The sequence below is a fragment of the Microbacterium terrisoli genome, assembly GCF_030866805.1.
GTDB lineage: Bacteria > Actinomycetota > Actinomycetes > Actinomycetales > Microbacteriaceae > Microbacterium > Microbacterium terrisoli.
Window position 1 is genome coordinate 3,145,120 of record NZ_CP133019.1, and the last position, 16,819, is coordinate 3,161,938.

At 70.2% G+C, this 16,819-nt stretch carries 18 protein-coding genes; 2 read left to right on the plus strand and 16 right to left on the minus strand.

The genetic code is table 11. From position 1 onward, the window contains the following. Positions 1–9: 9 nt before the first annotated feature. Genes QU603_RS14240 through QU603_RS14255 form a run of 4 tightly spaced genes read right to left on the minus strand, consistent with a single transcriptional unit; the run spans position 10 to position 4,181 of the window. On the minus strand, positions 10–1,017 hold the full coding sequence (locus tag QU603_RS14240; protein WP_308492033.1) for an amidohydrolase family protein: 1,008 nt from the start codon (positions 1,015–1,017) through the stop codon (positions 10–12). Continuing rightward, positions 1,014–2,147 carry an FAD-dependent monooxygenase gene (locus tag QU603_RS14245; RefSeq protein ID WP_308492034.1) on the minus strand — a complete coding sequence of 378 codons (1,134 nt, stop codon included), beginning with the start codon at positions 2,145–2,147 and terminating at the stop codon, positions 1,014–1,016. The genes QU603_RS14240 and QU603_RS14245 overlap by 4 nt, the downstream gene beginning before the upstream one ends. Positions 2,148–2,200: 53 nt before the next feature. After that, on the minus strand, positions 2,201–3,163 hold the full coding sequence (locus tag QU603_RS14250) for a fumarylacetoacetate hydrolase family protein (RefSeq protein WP_308492035.1): 963 nt from the start codon (positions 3,161–3,163) through the stop codon (positions 2,201–2,203). Position 3,164: 1 nt separating this feature from the next. Beyond that, positions 3,165–4,181, minus strand: a complete 1,017-nt coding sequence (locus tag QU603_RS14255) for a VOC family protein (RefSeq protein ID WP_308492036.1) — start codon at positions 4,179–4,181, stop codon at positions 3,165–3,167. A gap of 119 nt (positions 4,182–4,300) precedes the next feature. Between QU603_RS14255 and QU603_RS14260 the strand changes: the two genes are divergently transcribed. Beyond that, positions 4,301–5,239: a LysR family transcriptional regulator gene (locus QU603_RS14260; protein ID WP_308492037.1), complete on the plus strand. Its 939-nt coding sequence runs from the start codon at positions 4,301–4,303 to the stop codon at positions 5,237–5,239. A gap of 13 nt (positions 5,240–5,252) precedes the next feature. Here the strand turns inward: QU603_RS14260 and QU603_RS14265 are convergent, their stop codons facing one another. From QU603_RS14265 to QU603_RS14285, 5 genes are all read right to left on the minus strand, one after another. After that, positions 5,253–6,479 (minus strand): MFS transporter, encoded by a 1,227-nt coding sequence (locus QU603_RS14265; protein WP_308492038.1) that lies wholly within the window; start codon positions 6,477–6,479, stop codon positions 5,253–5,255. A 130-nt stretch (positions 6,480–6,609) separates the two neighbouring features. Continuing rightward, a complete protein-coding gene (locus QU603_RS14270) occupies positions 6,610–7,413 on the minus strand; it encodes an IclR family transcriptional regulator domain-containing protein (RefSeq protein ID WP_308492039.1) in 804 nt (267 codons plus the stop codon). Between the two features lie 13 nt (positions 7,414–7,426). Then, positions 7,427–8,602 carry a thiolase family protein gene (locus QU603_RS14275; protein WP_308492040.1) on the minus strand — a complete coding sequence of 392 codons (1,176 nt, stop codon included), beginning with the start codon at positions 8,600–8,602 and terminating at the stop codon, positions 7,427–7,429. Continuing rightward, positions 8,599–9,264, minus strand: coding sequence for a 3-oxoacid CoA-transferase subunit B (locus QU603_RS14280; RefSeq protein WP_308492041.1), 666 nt, complete (start codon positions 9,262–9,264; stop codon positions 8,599–8,601). The genes QU603_RS14275 and QU603_RS14280 overlap by 4 nt, the downstream gene beginning before the upstream one ends. Further along, on the minus strand, positions 9,261–10,022 hold the full coding sequence (locus QU603_RS14285; protein ID WP_308492042.1) for a 3-oxoacid CoA-transferase subunit A: 762 nt from the start codon (positions 10,020–10,022) through the stop codon (positions 9,261–9,263). The genes QU603_RS14280 and QU603_RS14285 overlap by 4 nt, the downstream gene beginning before the upstream one ends. Positions 10,023–10,190: 168 nt before the next feature. On the opposite strand from QU603_RS14285, the gene QU603_RS14290 reads away from it, so the two are divergent. After that, positions 10,191–11,414, plus strand: coding sequence for a cobalamin-independent methionine synthase II family protein (locus QU603_RS14290; RefSeq protein WP_308492043.1), 1,224 nt, complete (start codon positions 10,191–10,193; stop codon positions 11,412–11,414). A gap of 4 nt (positions 11,415–11,418) precedes the next feature. Here QU603_RS14290 and pcaC read toward each other — a convergent pair whose 3' ends face one another. The 7 genes from pcaC to QU603_RS14325 all read right to left on the minus strand — a co-directional run bounded on the left by pcaC (position 11,419) and on the right by QU603_RS14325 (position 16,816). Next, positions 11,419–11,808, minus strand: coding sequence for a 4-carboxymuconolactone decarboxylase (gene pcaC / locus QU603_RS14295; protein WP_308492044.1), 390 nt, complete (start codon positions 11,806–11,808; stop codon positions 11,419–11,421). 49 nt (positions 11,809–11,857) lie between these two features. After that, on the minus strand, positions 11,858–12,634 hold the full coding sequence (locus QU603_RS14300) for an alpha/beta fold hydrolase (protein WP_308492045.1): 777 nt from the start codon (positions 12,632–12,634) through the stop codon (positions 11,858–11,860). Next, entirely contained in the window at positions 12,631–14,004 is a 1,374-nt protein-coding gene (locus QU603_RS14305; protein ID WP_308492046.1) for a lyase family protein, read from the minus strand. Before QU603_RS14305 ends, QU603_RS14300 begins: the two co-directional genes overlap by 4 nt. Positions 14,005–14,040: 36 nt before the next feature. Beyond that, positions 14,041–14,610, minus strand: a complete 570-nt coding sequence (pcaG, locus tag QU603_RS14310; RefSeq protein WP_308492047.1) for a protocatechuate 3,4-dioxygenase subunit alpha — start codon at positions 14,608–14,610, stop codon at positions 14,041–14,043. After that, positions 14,610–15,449: a protocatechuate 3,4-dioxygenase subunit beta gene (gene pcaH / locus QU603_RS14315; protein ID WP_308492048.1), complete on the minus strand. Its 840-nt coding sequence runs from the start codon at positions 15,447–15,449 to the stop codon at positions 14,610–14,612. Before pcaH ends, pcaG begins: the two co-directional genes overlap by 1 nt. A gap of 105 nt (positions 15,450–15,554) precedes the next feature. Continuing rightward, positions 15,555–16,310: an IclR family transcriptional regulator gene (locus tag QU603_RS14320; protein ID WP_308492050.1), complete on the minus strand. Its 756-nt coding sequence runs from the start codon at positions 16,308–16,310 to the stop codon at positions 15,555–15,557. Continuing rightward, positions 16,310–16,816 (minus strand): MarR family winged helix-turn-helix transcriptional regulator, encoded by a 507-nt coding sequence (locus QU603_RS14325; protein ID WP_308492051.1) that lies wholly within the window; start codon positions 16,814–16,816, stop codon positions 16,310–16,312. The genes QU603_RS14320 and QU603_RS14325 overlap by 1 nt, the downstream gene beginning before the upstream one ends. Positions 16,817–16,819: the final 3 nt, after the last annotated feature.

A 16,819-nucleotide genomic window follows, 5' to 3' on the forward strand; every position in this document is an offset into this window, starting at 1 on the left:
CGCGCGCGGTCACACCGTGCGCACGGCGCCCAGCAGCGTATCGGCGGTGTCTGTCAGAATGCGCTGCACGTCGTCGTCGTCCAGCCCCGCACCGCGCACGAACCCGACGGGGTCTTCGGGTCCCATGTCGAACGGGAAGTCGCTGCCCAGCACGACCTGCGACGGCCCGGCGACCTCGACGAGGTGACGCAGCACGGAGTGGTCGTGCACGACGGTGTCGAACCAGATGCGACGCAGGTAGCTGGAGGGCTCGTGCGCACAGCCCTGCGCGTCGGGGCGCACCCGCCACGCGTGGTCGGAGCGGCCGATGGAGGTGGGGAGGTACCCGCCTCCGTGGGCGGCGACGATCTTCAGGTCGGGATGCCGGTCCAGCACGCCCGCGAAGATCAGATGCGACAGCGCCACGGCGTTCTCCACGGGCTGACCCACCGTGTTGGCGAGGTAGAACCGATCGAGCCGCTCATCGAGGCTGCAGCCGAACGGGTGCAGGAACACGATGGCGCCCAGCTCCTCGGCGCGCGCCCAGAACGGCTCCAGCCGCTCGTCCGAGAGTTCCACGTCCCCGGCGAACGACGAGATCTCCACGCCCGCCAGGCCGCGCCCGAGCATCGCGTCATCGAGGCACTCGCGGATGCGCGAGGGGTGCTGCAGCGGCACGAGCCCGAGACCGGTCATCCGCTCGGGCGCGTGGGCGACGTGCTCGGCGACCAGCCGGTTCGCCTCCACGGCGATCCAGACCGCCAGCTGCTCACCGGCCCACGGGTAGAAGTGGCTCGGCGACGCACTCACCCACTGCCGGTCGACGCCCTGGGCGTCCATCGCGGCGAGGCGCTCACCGACGTCGGTCAGCTTCGGGATGCGGGCTCCGACCATCGGGCCCGACACCGCCTGGCTGGTCGCGCCGTTGCGACGCAGGTCCAGCGCCTCGGCGGCGGCGAACCCTTCGGGGTCGCGCCGACGCACGTCGTCTTGCAGCGTCGGCAGCAGCACGTGCGCGTGCACATCCGTCACGCTCATGCCGGCTGCGCCATCTGCTGCGCGATGCCGAAGATCAGCCCGCCGGCGTCGGCGTCGCGGTCGCCGTCGATCTGCCACTGCCCGAGCTGCACGGAGGCATCGACCACCGCCTGTGCACGGGGCAGACGTCGAGCATGGAACGCGTCCCAGAGCGACTGGTCGACGGCATCGGCCGCGATCAGCAGCTCGGTGAGCACCGCCGCATCCTCCAGTCCTTGTGCAGCACCCTGCGCGATCGTGGGCGGGCACGAGTGGGCGGCGTCGCCGATCACGACGATCCGACCGCGGTTCCACGGCGCATCCACGATGTGCTGCGTGAACCACGTGTAGTTCACGTGCGTGCCCGCGGCCAGATCGGCGCGGATGCTCTCCCACGGCCCGTGGTAGGCCTGCGATTCCTCGCACATGACGCGGGCGGCCTCTTCATCGGTCACCGAGAAGCGCTCCTGGGCCTTGCCGACCAAGAAGGCGTACATGGTGTGTTCACCGGTGGGGGTGTAGCCGGCGATGTACATCGGTCCGCCGTAGTAGAGCGCAGTGCGCTCGACGTCGGCCGGGCGCGACACGAAGGCGCGCCAGATGCCCATTCCGGTCGGCTGGGGCTCGGTGGCGATGCCGATGAGCCGCCGCACCGTGGAGTGCAGGCCGTCGGCCCCGATCAGCAGATCGTAGCGCCCGGCCGGTGCGTCGTTCACCTGCACGTCCACGCCGTCGGCGTCGGCTGCGGCACCGGTCACCTTCGCGCCGAAGCGCACGCGCGCCCCCACCGCCTGTGCGTGGGCGAGAAGGATCTCGGCCAGCACCGGCCGCTCCATGCCCATGCCTGCCGGGTAATCCGGGCCGCCGGTCTTCACATCGGGCAGCTCGGCCACGATCGTCGCGTCGGGGCCGGGGGCGCGCAGGGTGAGGCCCTCGAAAGGGTACCCGGCGGGGCGCACCTTCTCCCACACGCCGAGGGCGTCGAAGACCCGAAGCGCGTTGCCCTGCAGGCTGATGCCCGAACCCAGGGGGCTGGGCACCGGCTCGGATTCGAACACGTCCACCTCGACGCCGGCTTTCGCCAGCTGAATGGCCGCGGCCAGTCCTGCCACACCGCTGCCGGCGATGGCGACCTTGCGCACTGCCGTCATGATCTGAACCTCTCTGTTCGTTGCTCGTTGGTCGTTCAGTGTTTGGGGATGCCTCAGCCGGCCTGCTCTGCCACGCAGCGCACGATCTGGGTGCCCAGGCCCCGGATGCTGCCGGTCATCACATCGCCGTCCCGGAGGAATCGCTTCCAGTGCTGGCCGTTGCCGGCCGGGCTGCCGGTGAGCAGCAGGTCACCGGGCAGCAGCGGCATCGTCTGCGACGCGCCCGAGATGAGCGCGGGGATGTCGAAGAGCAGATCGGCGGTCGTGGCATCCTGCATCACCTCGCCGTTGAGCTCGAGTCTGACCTGCGTGTCGGGGCCATCGACGTATTCGGCGGGGACCAGGAACGGGCCGGTGGGCAGAAAGCCCGGTGCGTTCTTGGCACGGTACCAGTCGGTTCCGATCTCTTTCATGTCGGGACGGAAGACGAGGTCGCGCGTGGTGATGTCGTTGCAGATGGTGTAGCCGGCGACGTGGTCCATCGCGTCCTCGCGCGAGACGCGGAACGCCTCGCGGCCGATGACGACGGCGAGCTCGAGCTCCCAGTCGTGCACGTCGCTGTATCCGGGCAGCACGAGCGGCTCGTCGTTGCCTGTGACGCAGGCGGGCAGGCCGATGAAGAAGTACGGTTCGCCGTGCGCCTTGCGCTCGTCCATCATCTGCGCGGCCCATTGGCGGGCCTCTTCCGGTGTGCGGTCGCCGCCCTTCGACAGTCCGGCAGCGACCAGTTCGATGACGTGCTGCCGGTAGTTGGCGCCGGTCTGCAGCACCTGGCGCGGTGTCACCGGGGCGGTCAGCACCGCCTCGGCCAGCGGCATCCAATCGCCCTCGGCCGCGGCGAGCGCTGCCACCCGGGCCCAGTCTCCGCCGGCGAGGAACGCATTCAGATCGGCTGCCCCCAGGTCGGCGGGGGCGAGGTCGCGGATGCGATCGCCGGCGACCAGGGCGAGGCGCACGACGTCCCCGTCGCGCCGGCGGGCCAGCGCGAACGGGGCGTCCAGGTGTGCGGTGCGCACCTCAGCCGCGTCCCTGCTTCGCGTAAGGATTGAGCAAGGCGTCCTTGATCTCGTCGGGCACGCCTTCCTCGGTCGCGGTGGGCGCATCGGCGGGCGGGAACGACTCGGTCAGCGACATCGGCATCGAGCTGTTGCGGTAGAAGTTGTTCGAGCCCATCGACGGCTTCCAGGTGTTCGGCTCCCAGTCGGGAACGTAGTTGCGGTAGCCGCCGGTGTTCAGCTCGATGCGCATCGTCGACGGCTCACGGTAATACAGGAAGTTCTGCTCGCCGATGCCGTGGATCGACGGGCCGTACTCGATGGGCACGCCGTTCTCCATGAGGGTGTCGGCGGCGATGAGCAGCTCTTCGCGGGTGTCGACCCAGAACGCGTAGTGGTTGATGCGGCCGGCGACGCTCGACCCGTCCAGGACGACGCCGAGATCGTGCGACTTCTCGTTGGTGGTCAGCACCGAGAACACCGAGATGGGAGCCTCGTCGAGGATCGTGCGGGCCATGATCCTGAAGCCGAGCACGTCGCGGTACCACTGCGCGAACGCGTCGACGTCGCTGCAGGCCACCGTCACGTGGTCGAGCTGGCGCGGTGCGCCGGCGAAGCTGCTGCGCTTGGAGGGACGGTCGGGGTAGATGGATGCCTCGGCCGGCGCGGCACCGTATCGGGTGACATCCCAGTGCAGGGTCATGCTGTGGCCCCACGGGCCGGTGAACCGATATGCGCGACCGATCTTGTGCACATCGATCCACTCGCCGTGCACGCCTGCGGCCTCGATGCGCTGCGCTGCCTCATCGAGGGCTTCGGCGGTCGATGTGCGCCACGCCATCGTGGCGAGGGACGGCTGGTCGCCCGGGGTCACGACCACCGAATAGGCGTAGTAGTCGCCCCAGCAGCGCAGGTAGACCGCGCCGTCGACGCGGTCGACGACGGTCAGTCCGACGCGTTCTTCGTAGAAGCGGACGGATGCCTCGACGTCCGGGCTGGTCACCGCGATGTACGAGAGGTGGGACAGCAGGTTGGTCATCTTCGATCCTTTCGAGTGCGGAGCGAACCGCTCCCCGTGCTCCCAGTCTGAGCGGTGACTGCTCATCAGGGAAGCTGACATCCTGGATATGGTGCATCACTGCGGCTTATGCTCGAGTCATGGCAGAGAAGCCCTCGCTCGCGCGCCTCGACCTGAACCTGCTCGTTCCGCTGGACGCGCTGCTGACCGAACGCAGCGTCACGCGGGCGGCCGAGAGGCTGCGGCTGAGCCAGCCGGCGCTCAGTGCCGCACTGGCCCGTCTGCGCACGCACTTCAACGACCCGATTCTCGCGCGGCGCGGCAACACCTATGAGCTGACGCCGCTGGCACAGCGGCTGGCCGAATACACGCCCACGGCGCTGGAGACGGCGCGCCGCGTGTTCGACAGCCAGTCCGAGTGGCAGGCCGACAGCTCCACGCGCGAGTTCACGCTCTACGGCTCGGACTATGCGTTCTCGACCGTCGGGGCGGTGGCGTCCCGGCTGGCAGCACAGCGCGCGCCGGGCGTGCGGTTCCGCTTCATGCTGCACACGCCGCCGGTGGTGGAGGATGCCGCGAACCGGCTGCGATCCGTCGACGGCCTGCTGATGCCGCATGGGTTCCTCAGCGACCTGCCCTACGAGGACCTGTGGAGCGACCGCTGGGTGATCGTGGCCGCGGCCTCGAACGAGAGGGCGCAGTCGGGGCTGACGATGGACGATCTCGCGATGGCGCACTGGGTGTTCACCTACCAATCGCTGACCTCCTTCACCTCGGCCACGCGGCAGCTGCAGCAGCTGGGCCTGGAGACGACGGTGGATGCCGTCGTGGAGAGCTTCCTCGCCCTGCCGCGGTATCTGGTCGGCACCGCCCGGCTGGGCCTGGTGCAGGGGGCGCTCGTGCCGTTCGCCACGGAATCCGGCGATGTCATCGCGGTCGAGCCGCCGTTCGACGTGACGCCGCTGCTGAACGCGCTGTGGTGGCATCCCTCGCATCGCAACGACCCCGAGCACGCCTGGATGCGTGCCCTGTTCCGCGAGGCCGGTCAGGTCCTCGGGGCAGAGCACGCATCCAGGTGAGGGCGGTCTCGATCTAGGCCTCGGCGGCCACTTCAGGGACGCTGCGGCGCTGCACCAGGGCCAAGACGATCGCCATGACCGCGGCGGCGATGCCGACCACTCCCACCGCGAACGCCAGCTGGCCGGTCGCCGCGGCCAGGCCGCCCATCAGGATCGGCGTCAGGAATTGGCCGAAGAAGAACGCCGCCGTCCACCAGCCGGTGACCCGGCCGCGTTCGGCGAACCGGCTCGGGGCGACCACCCACACCACCAGCGAGGGAAGGAGGAGGCCCGATCCGAACCCGGCGACCACCGCGCCGATGATCACACCCGCCAGCGCGGGGACGATCCAGACGATGATCATGCCCAGCGCCTGGAGGCCGAACGCGTAGGGCAGCAGCCGGACGGCGCCGATCTTCCCCAGGCGGGCGAACGTCAGACCGCCGAACGCGGTGAACAGCGAGGCGACGGCCGCGACGGCACCGATGGCCGCCGTGTCGCCGGCATCGATTCCGGTGCCGACCACGAGGTAGCTGACTTCGATGACCAGCACATAGAACGTGAAGCCCGCGAACAGCCCCACCAGCAGTCGCACCCAGATGCGCCGCCACGGCGTGCGCACCTTCTCGGCCGGCACGCGCTCCTCGCCGCTGTCGGCCGCCTTCGGCTCCCACAGCGAGAAGATCATCGGCACCACGATCACGAGGCTCAGGGCGTACACCCAGAACGGGGTGTGCCATCCGCCGACACCCAGCGCGCCGCCGACGATGATGAACACGGTCGCCGCCAGCGTCGTGGTGACCGTCTGCAGGCCGAGGTACTTGTCGCGGCGTCGCTCCTCATGGAAGTAGTCGATGATCAGGGCCGTGCACACCGTCATGATCGCGGCCTCGCAGACGCCCACCAGCACCCGGCTGACGAGGATCGCCGGCAGAGCCTCGAGCCACCCCGGAGCGGTACCGACCACCGCGTAGGCGAACATGGCGATGATCAGCAGCGGTTTGCGGCCGAGCCGGTCGACGACCTGGCCGGCGAACGGCGCGAAGATGGCGATCATCAGCGCCGGAATGGCGACGATCATCGGCACGAGCACCTCGGCGCCGGGGAAGCCGGCGAAGTGCTCGGACAGCTGCGGGAGCACCGGCGTGATCAGCACCGAGCCGAGCACAGGCATGCAACTGCCGGCCAGCAGCAGAACTGCCTGCCAGACGCCGGCTCGATGGGTGACGCGTGCGGACGCGTCGGATGTGACATTCGACATTGAATCTCCTCGGGCAGGATGGGTGCCCTGATTCAACTCCATGCAGAACCATAAGCGAAGCTGAGATCTGTTATTCGCGATATCAGCCTGGATGATACCGCTGCAGGATCATCGCATCCTGCCCCACCGATCACACCAGGCGCAGCTCGGCGGTGGCCGCTGCGGCGGTCTCACGCAGCGCGGAGAGGAACTCGCCCCGCACGCGCTCGGCGGTGATCCGGTGCGTGCTCGTGGACACGTTCAGCGCAGCCACCACCGCACCGGTGCGATCACGCACGGGCGCGGCGATGGAGCGCAGGCCCGGCTCCAGCTCGCCGTCGACCATCGCCCACCCCTGCGCGCGCACGCGATCGAGCTCTGCCGACAGCGCATCGCCGACCAGCGCCCCCTCGACGAGGTGATGTTCCAAGGACGCGGCAACCGCCGCGTCACGCTCGGCCCCCGTCATCCCCGCCAGCAGCACCCGGCCCATGCTCGTGGCGTGAGCGGGGAACCGCGTGCCGATGGTGATCCGCACGCTCATGATGCGGCGGGTGTGCACGCGGGCGACATAGACGATGTCACCGCCGTCGAGCACGGCGGCCGACACGGATTCGTCCACCCGGCGCGAGAGCCTCTCGAGGTGCGGCTGCACGATCTCGGGCAGTGACAGCCCGGACAGGTAGCTGAACCCCAGCTCGAGCACGCGCGGGGTCAGCGCGAACGACCGGTCGCCGCTGCGGACATAGCCCAGCGTCTCGAGCGTGCGCAGGAATCGTCGGGCCGCCGCGCGGGGGATGCCCGCCCGGGCGGCGACCTCGCTCAGCGACAGGTGGGCGTGATCGGCGTCGAACGCGCGGATGACGGCCAGGCCGCGGGCGAGCGACTGGACGAAGTCGGCCGAAGCCGGTTCGGGCTGCGGTGCCGGGCGTTTCGGCTCGCTGCGCTCGCTCAACGAACGAGAGCCCTCACCGCTCGAGGACGACGGCCAGGCCCTGCCCGACGCCGATGCAGATCGCAGCGACCGCGACGCCGGAGCCCCGCCGGGCCAGTTCGTGCGCGGCGTGGCCGAGGATGCGACCGCCCGAGGCGCCCAGCGGATGCCCGATGGCAAGCGCCCCGCCGTGGATGTTGACCTTCTCGGGGTCGAGCTCGGGCCACCCCTTGAGGTCGGCGAGCGCCTGCGATGCGAAGGCCTCGTTGAGCTCGACGACATCCACATCGGCCCACGTGCGGCCGGCGCGGGCGAGAGCCTTGTTGGCCGCCTCGATCGGCGCGAGCGGGAAGACGTCGGGCTCCACGCCGTGCACGCCGCGACCGGTGATGCGGGCCAGCGGCTCGATGTCCAGAGCACCCTGCGCGCCCAGCAGCACGGCCGAGGCGCCGTCGTTGATCGATGACGAGTTGCCGGCGGTCACGGTGCCGGCGTCGTCGTCCGCGAACAGCGCGCGCAGCTTGCCGAGCTTCTCCATCGACGTGTCGTCGCGGATGCCCTCATCACGGGCCAGCTCCGCTCCGGGCACCTGCACGATCTCGCCGTCGTAGACGCCGTCTGCCCAGGCCTTGGCCGCCAGCTGGTGCGAGCGCAGCGCATAGGCGTCCTGCTCCTGGCGGGACAGGCCCGCCTCGCGGGCGACCTTCTCGGCCGACTGCCCGTTGGAGACCGTCCATGCGGCGGGCAGCTTCTTGTTGACCATGCGCCAGCCGATCGACGTGTTCCACATCGTCTGATTGCCGGTTGCCGGCCACGGCTTCGCCGACTTCTCGACGATGAACGGTGCGCGACTCATCGACTCGACGCCGCCGGCGAGCACGAACCGCGAGTCGCCGACCTCGATGGCCCGTGAGCCCTGCACGATCGCCTCGAGCGAGGACGCGCACAGCCGGTTGACGGTGACCCCGGTCACGCTCGTCGGAAAGCCCGCGAGCAGGGCGCCCATGCGGGCGACGTTGCGGTTGTCCTCCCCCGCCTGGTTCGCATCGCCGAAGACCACATCGTCGATGGCCGCGGCATCCACCCCCGTGCGCTCGACGATCGCTTTCATGACGACGGCGGCGAGGTCGTCGGGGCGCACCCCGGACAGTGCTCCCCCGGCACGACCGAAAGGCGTGCGGACGGCGTCATAGACATAGGTGGCGGTCACTTCACTTCTCCTTGCGTGGCATCGGCCAGGGTGAGGCCGGTGAGCTCTTCCAGATCCGCGACGGTGTTCTCGCCGAACGCCTCGCGCACCGCGAAGCCGTCGGAGGTGACGTCGAAGACGGCGTGGTCGGTGTAGACACGGGTGACGCAGCCGACACCTGTCAGCGGATAGCTGCACGCCGCGACAAGCTTGGCCTCGCCGGTCTTGGTGAGTAGATCGGTCATGACGTAGACGCTCTTGGCGCCGATGGCCAGGTCCATGGCACCGCCGACGGCGGGGATCGCGCCGGGCGCACCGGTGGACCAGTTGGCGAGATCGCCGGTCTGCGAGACCTGGAACGCCCCGAGCACACACACGTCGAGGTGGCCGCCGCGCATCATGCCGAACGAGTCGGCGTGGTGGAAGTACGCGGCGCCGGGCAGGGCGGTGACAGCCTGCTTGCCGGCGTTGATCAGGTCGGGGTCGACGCTGTCGGCTTCGGGAGCGGGTCCCATGCCCAGCAGACCGTTTTCGGTGTGCAGGATGATCTCCTGATCGGCCGGCAGATAGTTCGCCACGAGGGTCGGCGCGCCGATGCCGAGGTTCACATATGAACCCTCGGGGATGTCGGCGGCGATGCGTGCAGCCAGCTGTTTGCGGGTGATCGTGGTGATCGACGTCATCGCACTGCCTCCTCGCCGGTCGCGGCATCCGCTTCTCGCGGCGCGCCCTCCAGATCGACCCCGCCGACGAATGCACCCCTGTGCAGCCAGCGCCGCTCGCCGACCGAGACGACCCGGTCGACGAAGATGCCGGGGGTGACGACGGCCTCGGGGTCCAGCGCGCCCAAGGGCACCACCTCATCGACCTGGACGACGGTGACGGCGGCGGCCGATGCCATCACCGGACCGAAGTTGCGGGCCGTCTCACGGTAGACGACGTTGCCCCACCTGTCTGCCTTCAGTGCGCTGACGAGCGCGACGTCGGCGGTGATCGGGTACTCGAGCACGTAGTCGCGACCCTCGATGGTGCGGTGCTCCTTGCCCTCGGCCAGCTGGGTGCCCACCCCGGTCGGCGAGAAGAACGCGCCGATGCCGGCGCCGGCGGCGCGGATGCGCTCGGCGAGGTTGCCCTGCGGCACAAGCTCGAGCTCGATCTCGCCGGCACGGTAGAGCCCGTCGAACACCCACGAGTCGGACTGCCGCGGGAACGAGCAGATGATCTTGCGCACCCGCTTCTCGGCTAAGAGGGCGGCCAGCCCTACGTCGCCGTTGCCCGCGTTGTTGCTGACGATGGTCAGGCCGGTGGCGCCGGAGCCGATGAGCGCATCGATGAGCTCGACGGGCTGGCCTGCGCGGCCGAACCCGCCGATCATGACAGTCGCCCCGTCGGGGATTCCCGCCACGGCGGATGCGACATCCGCCACGGTCTTGTCGATCACAGATCCTCCTCGATGCGTTGTTCGCTCTGCGAACAGGTGTGCGAACTACGACCATTGTACCGCGAACGGCCGACGAGCGCAGGTCATCCCTCCCCGTCACGCGGAGTCATCCGCGATGCGGCCGCACGCGGCGGCGGGATAGGCTCACGGCGGACGAAAAGAGGCACCATGTCACAGATCGCCACGACGACGGCCGGGAGCCTGCCGCGCACGCAGGCGCTCATCGATGCGAACGGCGCGCGCGAGCTCGCCGACGACGGGTTCACGCTGAAGGTCACGCCGGAGTTCGACCGGCTGGTCACCGCCGCCGTCGCTGACGTCGTCAGCCGCCAGCGCGAGGCCGGCATCACCCTCGTCGGCGATGGTGAGTTCGGCAAGGCCATGTCCAGCGCCGTGGACTACGGCGCATGGTGGTCGTACTCGTTCCAGCGGGTGAACGGTCTGTCCTTGACGGACGTGAACCCCATCACCGCCGCCCCCGACGCGGGCACAGACCTGGCCGGCCAGCGCGCCGTGCGCTCCGAGCCCGGCAAGATCCGACTGACCTCGTTCGTCGACCGCCGCGATCGGCAGCGCTTCCCCGCCGTCTACCGCGACGCCGAGACGGTGCCCGCCGGACGGATCGCGACCAGGTTCCCGACCACGACCGGGCCGATCTCGTATCGCGGGCAGGACGCGGTCGCCGCCGACATCCGGCACCTGAAGGCCGCGCTGCAGCCGGGCGAGCAGGGCTTTCTCACCGCGATCTCGCCGGGCAGCGCCGCCCGCGTCGTGAACACGTTCTACAGCAGCGAGCACGAGCACATCACCGCGTGGGCCGACGCGCTGCGTGAGGAGTACCGGGCCATCACCGACGCCGGACTCGTGCTGCAGATCGATGATCCGTCGCTGGCCGAGAACTGGGACCAGATCAACCCCGAGCCCAGCGTCGAGGACTATCAGGCGTTCACGCAGATCCGCATCGACGCGCTCAACCGCGCCATCGAGGGGCTGCCCAAGGAGCAGGTGCGGCTGCACCTGTGCTGGGGCTCGTGGCACGGTCCGCACACGACCGACATCGAGCTGCGCCACATCCTCCCCGTGGTGCTGCAGGCGAAAGTGGGCACGATCTCGTTCGAAGCGGGCAACGTGCGGCACGAACACGAATGGTCGGTGTGGAAGGATGCCGCCGTCCCGGCCGACCTGGTGCTGGCGCCCGGTGTCGTCAGCCACGCGACGAACGTGGTCGAGCACCCCGATCTGGTGGCCGAGCGCATCCGCCGCTTCGCCGACATCGTCGGCCCGGACCGGGTGATCGCCTCGACCGACTGCGGGCTGGGCGGGCGTGTGCACCCCGACATCGCGTGGGCGAAGCTGGCCTCACTCGGCGAGGGCGCCCGCCGCGCGAGCTGAGCATTCAGCCCTCGGTGAAGACCTGCTGCGCGATGCGGAACGCCGTGTTGGCGGCCGGCACGCCCGAATAGATCGCGGACTGCAGGATGACCTCCTTGATCTCATCGACGGTGAGGCCGTTGCGCAGACCGGCACGCAGGTGCATCGCGAGCTCTTCGTGATGGCCATGCGCGATCAGCGACGTGATGACGGCCACCGAGCGCGACCGGCGGTCAAGGCCGGGCCGTGACCACACGTCGCCCCACGCCACGCGCGTGATGAAGTCCTGGAAGTCGGCGGTCAACTCGGTGAGGTTCGCGTTCGCGCGATCGACATGCTCGTCCGAGAGCACCGCGCGACGCACGGTCATGCCCTGGTCGAATCGCTCCTGGTCGGTGAGGCGCTCGGTGGTCATGATCGATGTCCGTTCGTTCGAGGAGGTCGTTCCCACGCGCTGCGCGCGCTCAACGACCGGCGGGGGTGAAGAAGTCGAGCAGCAGACGGATGACGGTGTCGGGATCGTCGACGGGCGCGAGGTGCGAGGCATCCTCGATCCCGGTGGCGCTGCCTCGCTGCACGCCGTCGGCGATCTCGCGGGCCGAAGCCTCGGGCGTGACGAGGTCGTGCGCGCCCCACACCGCCAGCAGCGGGGTGGCGATCTCGCCGAGGCGCGAGCGCACGTCATGGCCGGCGAGCGCTTCGCAGCAGAGTGCATAGCTCTCGTCGTCGGCGTCCTGCAGGGAGTGCAGCAACCGGCCAGTCAGTTCGGGATGCCGCGCCATGGTCTCGGGGGCGAACCAGCGCTGGGCCGAGCCGATGATCATCGACGACGTGCTCTCGGCCCGCACTTTCGCGGCACGCTCATGCCAGCTCTGGGCGGTGGCGATGACTGCGCCCGATGCGAAGACGGCCGCCGCCTCGACGAGGTCGGGATGCCGCAGCAGCAGCTCGAGTCCGACCGCACCGCCCAGCGACACCCCGGCGTAGTGCACGCGCGACGCGCCCAAGCGCGCGGCGGCCTCGGCGACGGCGTCGGCCAGCTCGGCGACGCTGAACTCCGCGCCGGCCGCAGGCGATGCCCCGTGCCCGGGCAGGTCCCACGCCGCGACCCGGAAGCGCTCCGTGAGGGCGGGAGTCACCGCCTCCCACAGGATCGTCGAGGTGCCCAGCGACGGACCGAGCAGCAGCAGCGGGGCATCGACTGCTCCGATCGGTTCGGTCACGGCCAGTGCGGGGGTCATGCGTATCCTTCGGCGGTGTCGGCGGCGGAGTCGGCTTCGGTGGAGTCGGTCACAGGCGCTGCCTCGTCGACCAGACGGCGGGCGAGCCCCGTGTAGCCGGCGGGGTCGAGCAGGGCATCGACGTCGAGTCCGGCCGCTTCGGGCAGTGCACGCACGGCCTCGGCGAGCTGCGCGCGATCGGCGGCTGCCGCGACGAGCTCGGCCACCCGCGGGCGGCCGATGAGCGGGCCGAGCACGATCGACAGGCGTTCGGCGAGCATGCCCACCCCCTGCGCATTGCGGGCGACGGCTGCGGAGTCGATCTGCAGTCCGCGCACGAGTTGTTCGGCGTGGGCGCTCGTGCCCAGTGCCAGCCGCAGCAGTTCGCGCAGCGTCGGCCACTCGGCGTGCCAGGCGCCGTCGGGGCGCTCGTCGACGGTGAGGGCGGCGGCCAGGTGCAGCGTCGCACCCAGCTGCGGGGCGCGCAGAGCCGCCGAGCGGATGAGCACGGAGCGCACGGGGTTGTGCTTCTGCGGCATGGCAGAAGAGCCGCCGCCTTCACCCTCGGCCATCTCGCCGATCTCGGTGCGGCTGTAGGTGGCGATGTCGGCGGCGATCGTGCCGACCGCGTCGATCGACTGCACGAGCGCGTCGCCGAGTTCGGTGATCGGCCACCGGGTGGTGTGCCACGGGGCGTCGGGCGCGGCAAGGCGCAGCTCTTTCGCGAATGCGGCCGGCAGCGCGGCGGCGGCATCCTCGCCTCCCACCTCGACGAACGCGGCCAGGGTTCCGGCCGCACCCCCCAATTGCACCGGCAGCACGGCTTCTTGCAGCCGCTGCATGGCCCGGCGAACTGCGCGCAGCCACACGGCCGCACGCAGGCCGACCGTGGTGGGCACCGCCTGCTGGGTCAGGGTGCGGCCGGCGGCGACCTCGTCGCGGCGCTCGCGTGCGATGCCGCCCAGCGCGCACGCGACCTCTTCGAGCGAGAGGGCGATGCGCGTGAGCGCGCCGCGGGCGACGATCATCAGCGCGGTGTCGACGATGTCTTGGCTGGTCGCCCCGCGATGCACCCAGATGCGGGCCTCGTCGGCAACGCGCTCGCGCAGGAGCCCGACCAGCGGGATCACGGGATTGCCACCGGCGGGGGATGCCGCCGCCAGCGCATCGACCTCGATGCCGTGGCCGCGCACCCGGGCGCCGGCGCGTCGCCACCCCAACGCCTGCGAGATCGCCGCAGCTGCGGCATCCGGCGCCACTCCCACCGTGTGCCAGGCGCGCGAGAGCGCCGCCTCGGCCGTGACCAGCGCATCCACGACGATCGCGTCGGAGACGACCTCGTCGTGGCCGACCGTCACCGGTGAGAGCAACCCCGCATCCACAACCGCCACGGCAGTCCCCTCTTGCGTCTCACCCGCCGCCATCGGCTAGAAGGTGAGGAACACCGTCTCGCGCTCGCCCTGCAGACGGATGTCGTGCTGCAGGGACCCGTCGGGCAGGCGCGTCGCGATGAGCGTAGCGCGCTCCTGCGGTGACAGCGTCGCCAGCAGCGGGTCGGCGGCCAGCGCCGCCTCATCATCGGGCAGGTAGATGCGCGTGTGCAGCTTGTCGGGCAGACCTCGGGCGAACACGACCACAGCGAAGAAGGGCGCCTTGCCCGCGGCCGCGCCGGGGTTGCGCGTCCAGAACTCGTAGTGACCCTCATCGTTCGTGAAGGAGCGGCCGAACCCTGTGAACGTGTGGTCGTCGCGGTGGAACGACCCCCGTGCCCGCGGCACGCTGCCGTCGCCGTCGGCGCCGAAGATCTCGACCATCGAGTCCGGTACGGGAGCGTCCGCGCCGTCGTACACGGTGCCGCCGAGCACGACCGCGCCGGGGCTGTGCGGGTGGGCGACCTCGTGCATCTTCGGATACACCGTGCCGTACGCGTAGAACGGGCCGATCGTCTGGCCTGCGGTCTTGGTCAGCACCTTCTCGGGTGACGTGTTCTCGGTCATCAGTGCTCCCCCTCGGGCTCGCTCCAGGTGGCGTCGGGGCCGTCGATCACGATGTCCCAGCGGTACGCCATCGAGAACTCCGGGACGGTCAGGTCGTGGTCGTACGTGCTGATCAGTCGCTCGCGGTCGGACTGCCGACGGATCGAGTTGTAGATCGGGTCCAGCGCGAACAGCGGGTCGCCGGGGAAGTACATCTGCGTGATGATCCGCTGCGTGAACGCACTGCCGAACACCGAGAAGTGGATGTGGGCCGGACGCCAGGCGTTCTGGTGGTTCTTCCACGGGTAGGGGCCGGGCTTGATCGTCGTGAACAGGTACTCGCCGTTGTCGTTCGTGATCACGCGGCCGGCGCCGGTGAAGTTCGGGTCGAGCGGGGCAGGATGCTGGTCGCGCTGGTGGATGTAGCGGCCGGCCGAGTTGGCCTGCCAGATCTCCAGCAGCTGATTGGGCACCGGGCGTCCCCACGAGTCGAGCAGGCGTCCGCGCACCGTGATGCGCTCGCCCAGCGGCTCGCCGGAGTGCTGCAGCGTCAGGTCGGATTCGATCGCGGCCACATCGCGCTGCCCGAATGCCGGCGAGTACAGCTCGATGGTCTCGGGGTCGACCAGCTTCGGGTTCTTGGTGGGGTGGCGCAGCAGGCTCGACCGGTACGGCGGGAAGTCGTGCATCGTGAGGGGCAGCTGCTCACCGGCCGCCTCGCGGCGCGCGTAGTCGGCGTGCAGGTCCTGGATCTCACGGGTGATCTGCGCCTGCGGCGGGAAGTCCTGCGAAGCCAGCAGCGACTCGGGTGCTGCTGCGGTGCTCTGCGCGCGGGGCCGCTCGGTATCGGCATCGGTCATGGTGTCTCCTTCGACGCGCCCGTGAGTCATGAAGCAGCTCCATCGTGGGCGTCACTGTGTCCCAGAGTGGCAGGGCACGGCATCCACAGCCGCGTCGAGTCTCACTCAGTGAGAGTCTCGCAGATCATGGTGCAGATCGCGCGCCGCCTGCACCACCAGCGGAGACAGCCTGCGCACGTCGGCGTGATCGAGGTGCACGACCACTCCCAGTGCGATCGGGGGCAGACCCTGCACCGGGGGGACCGGGGCTGCCACCGACACATTGCCGAGCGTCATCTCTTCGCGGGTGGTCGCGTACCCGCGCGCACGGGCGCGGACGATCTCGGCCCGAAGGACCGCCGGGTCGGTGATCGACCGGGTCGTCTCGCGCTGCAGCGGCGCGTTCACGAAGCGGTCCAGCCACTCGTCGTCACGCGTGGACAGCAGCGCCTTGCCGACACCCGTGGTGTGCAGGGGCTGGCGCCCGCCCATGCGGCTGAGGGTCGGAATGGAGTCGCTGCCCGAGACGCGCCCGACGAACAGGGCGACGGATGCCTCGGGTCCAGGACCATCGAGCACCGCGAGGTGCACGTTCTCGCCGGTGGCGTCGTACAGCCGGGCCATGTGCGGCAGCGCGGTCTCGCGCAGCCGCAGCGACAGCGGCGAGAGCTCGCCCAGCTCCCACAGGCGCGCGCCGATCGTGTAAGTGCGACCGGGCGCGCGAGCCAATAAGCCCTCGGCGACCAGGTCGGACAGCAGCCGGTACAGCGTCGAGTCCGGGATGCCGGTGCGCTGCCCGATGCGGGCGGCGCCGACCGCCGGCTCGTCGTCGGTGAAGCACGACAGCACGCTCATCGTGCGCGCGAGCATGCCGTCGGCCATCATCGCCCCCGAGCGATCGGCCCGGCCGGCGGGGTGACCGACGAAACCGGCGGCTCATCGGCAGACCTGTCCGCCGGCCGATCCAGCAGCCCGCGCAGACCGCGGTGCAGTCCCTCCGCATCCCCGGTCGCCATGTGCGCCGTCAACCGACGCTGCAGATCATCCACCCGCGGAGCGAGCCGAGTGCGCTCGGCCGCCCCCGCCGCGGTGAGCGTGACCACGTTGCGTCGCGCGTCCTCGGCGGAGCGACGGCGCTCGATCAGGCCGCCGTGCTGCATGCGCCGCACGAGGTCGGCCACCGTCGACCGATCCAGGTCCACGTCATCGCACAGCTCGCGCTGGCTCGCCTCTCCGCGCCGTTCGAGCACGAGCAGAATGCTGTACTGCGCGCTGGTGGTCTCGGTCGAGACCAGCTGCGCCCACATCGCCAGGTGCAGCTGCTGCGCGCGCCGGATGAGATTGCCGACGTGGGCCTGCGGCTCGGGCAGCGGCGCAGCGGTGGACACGGC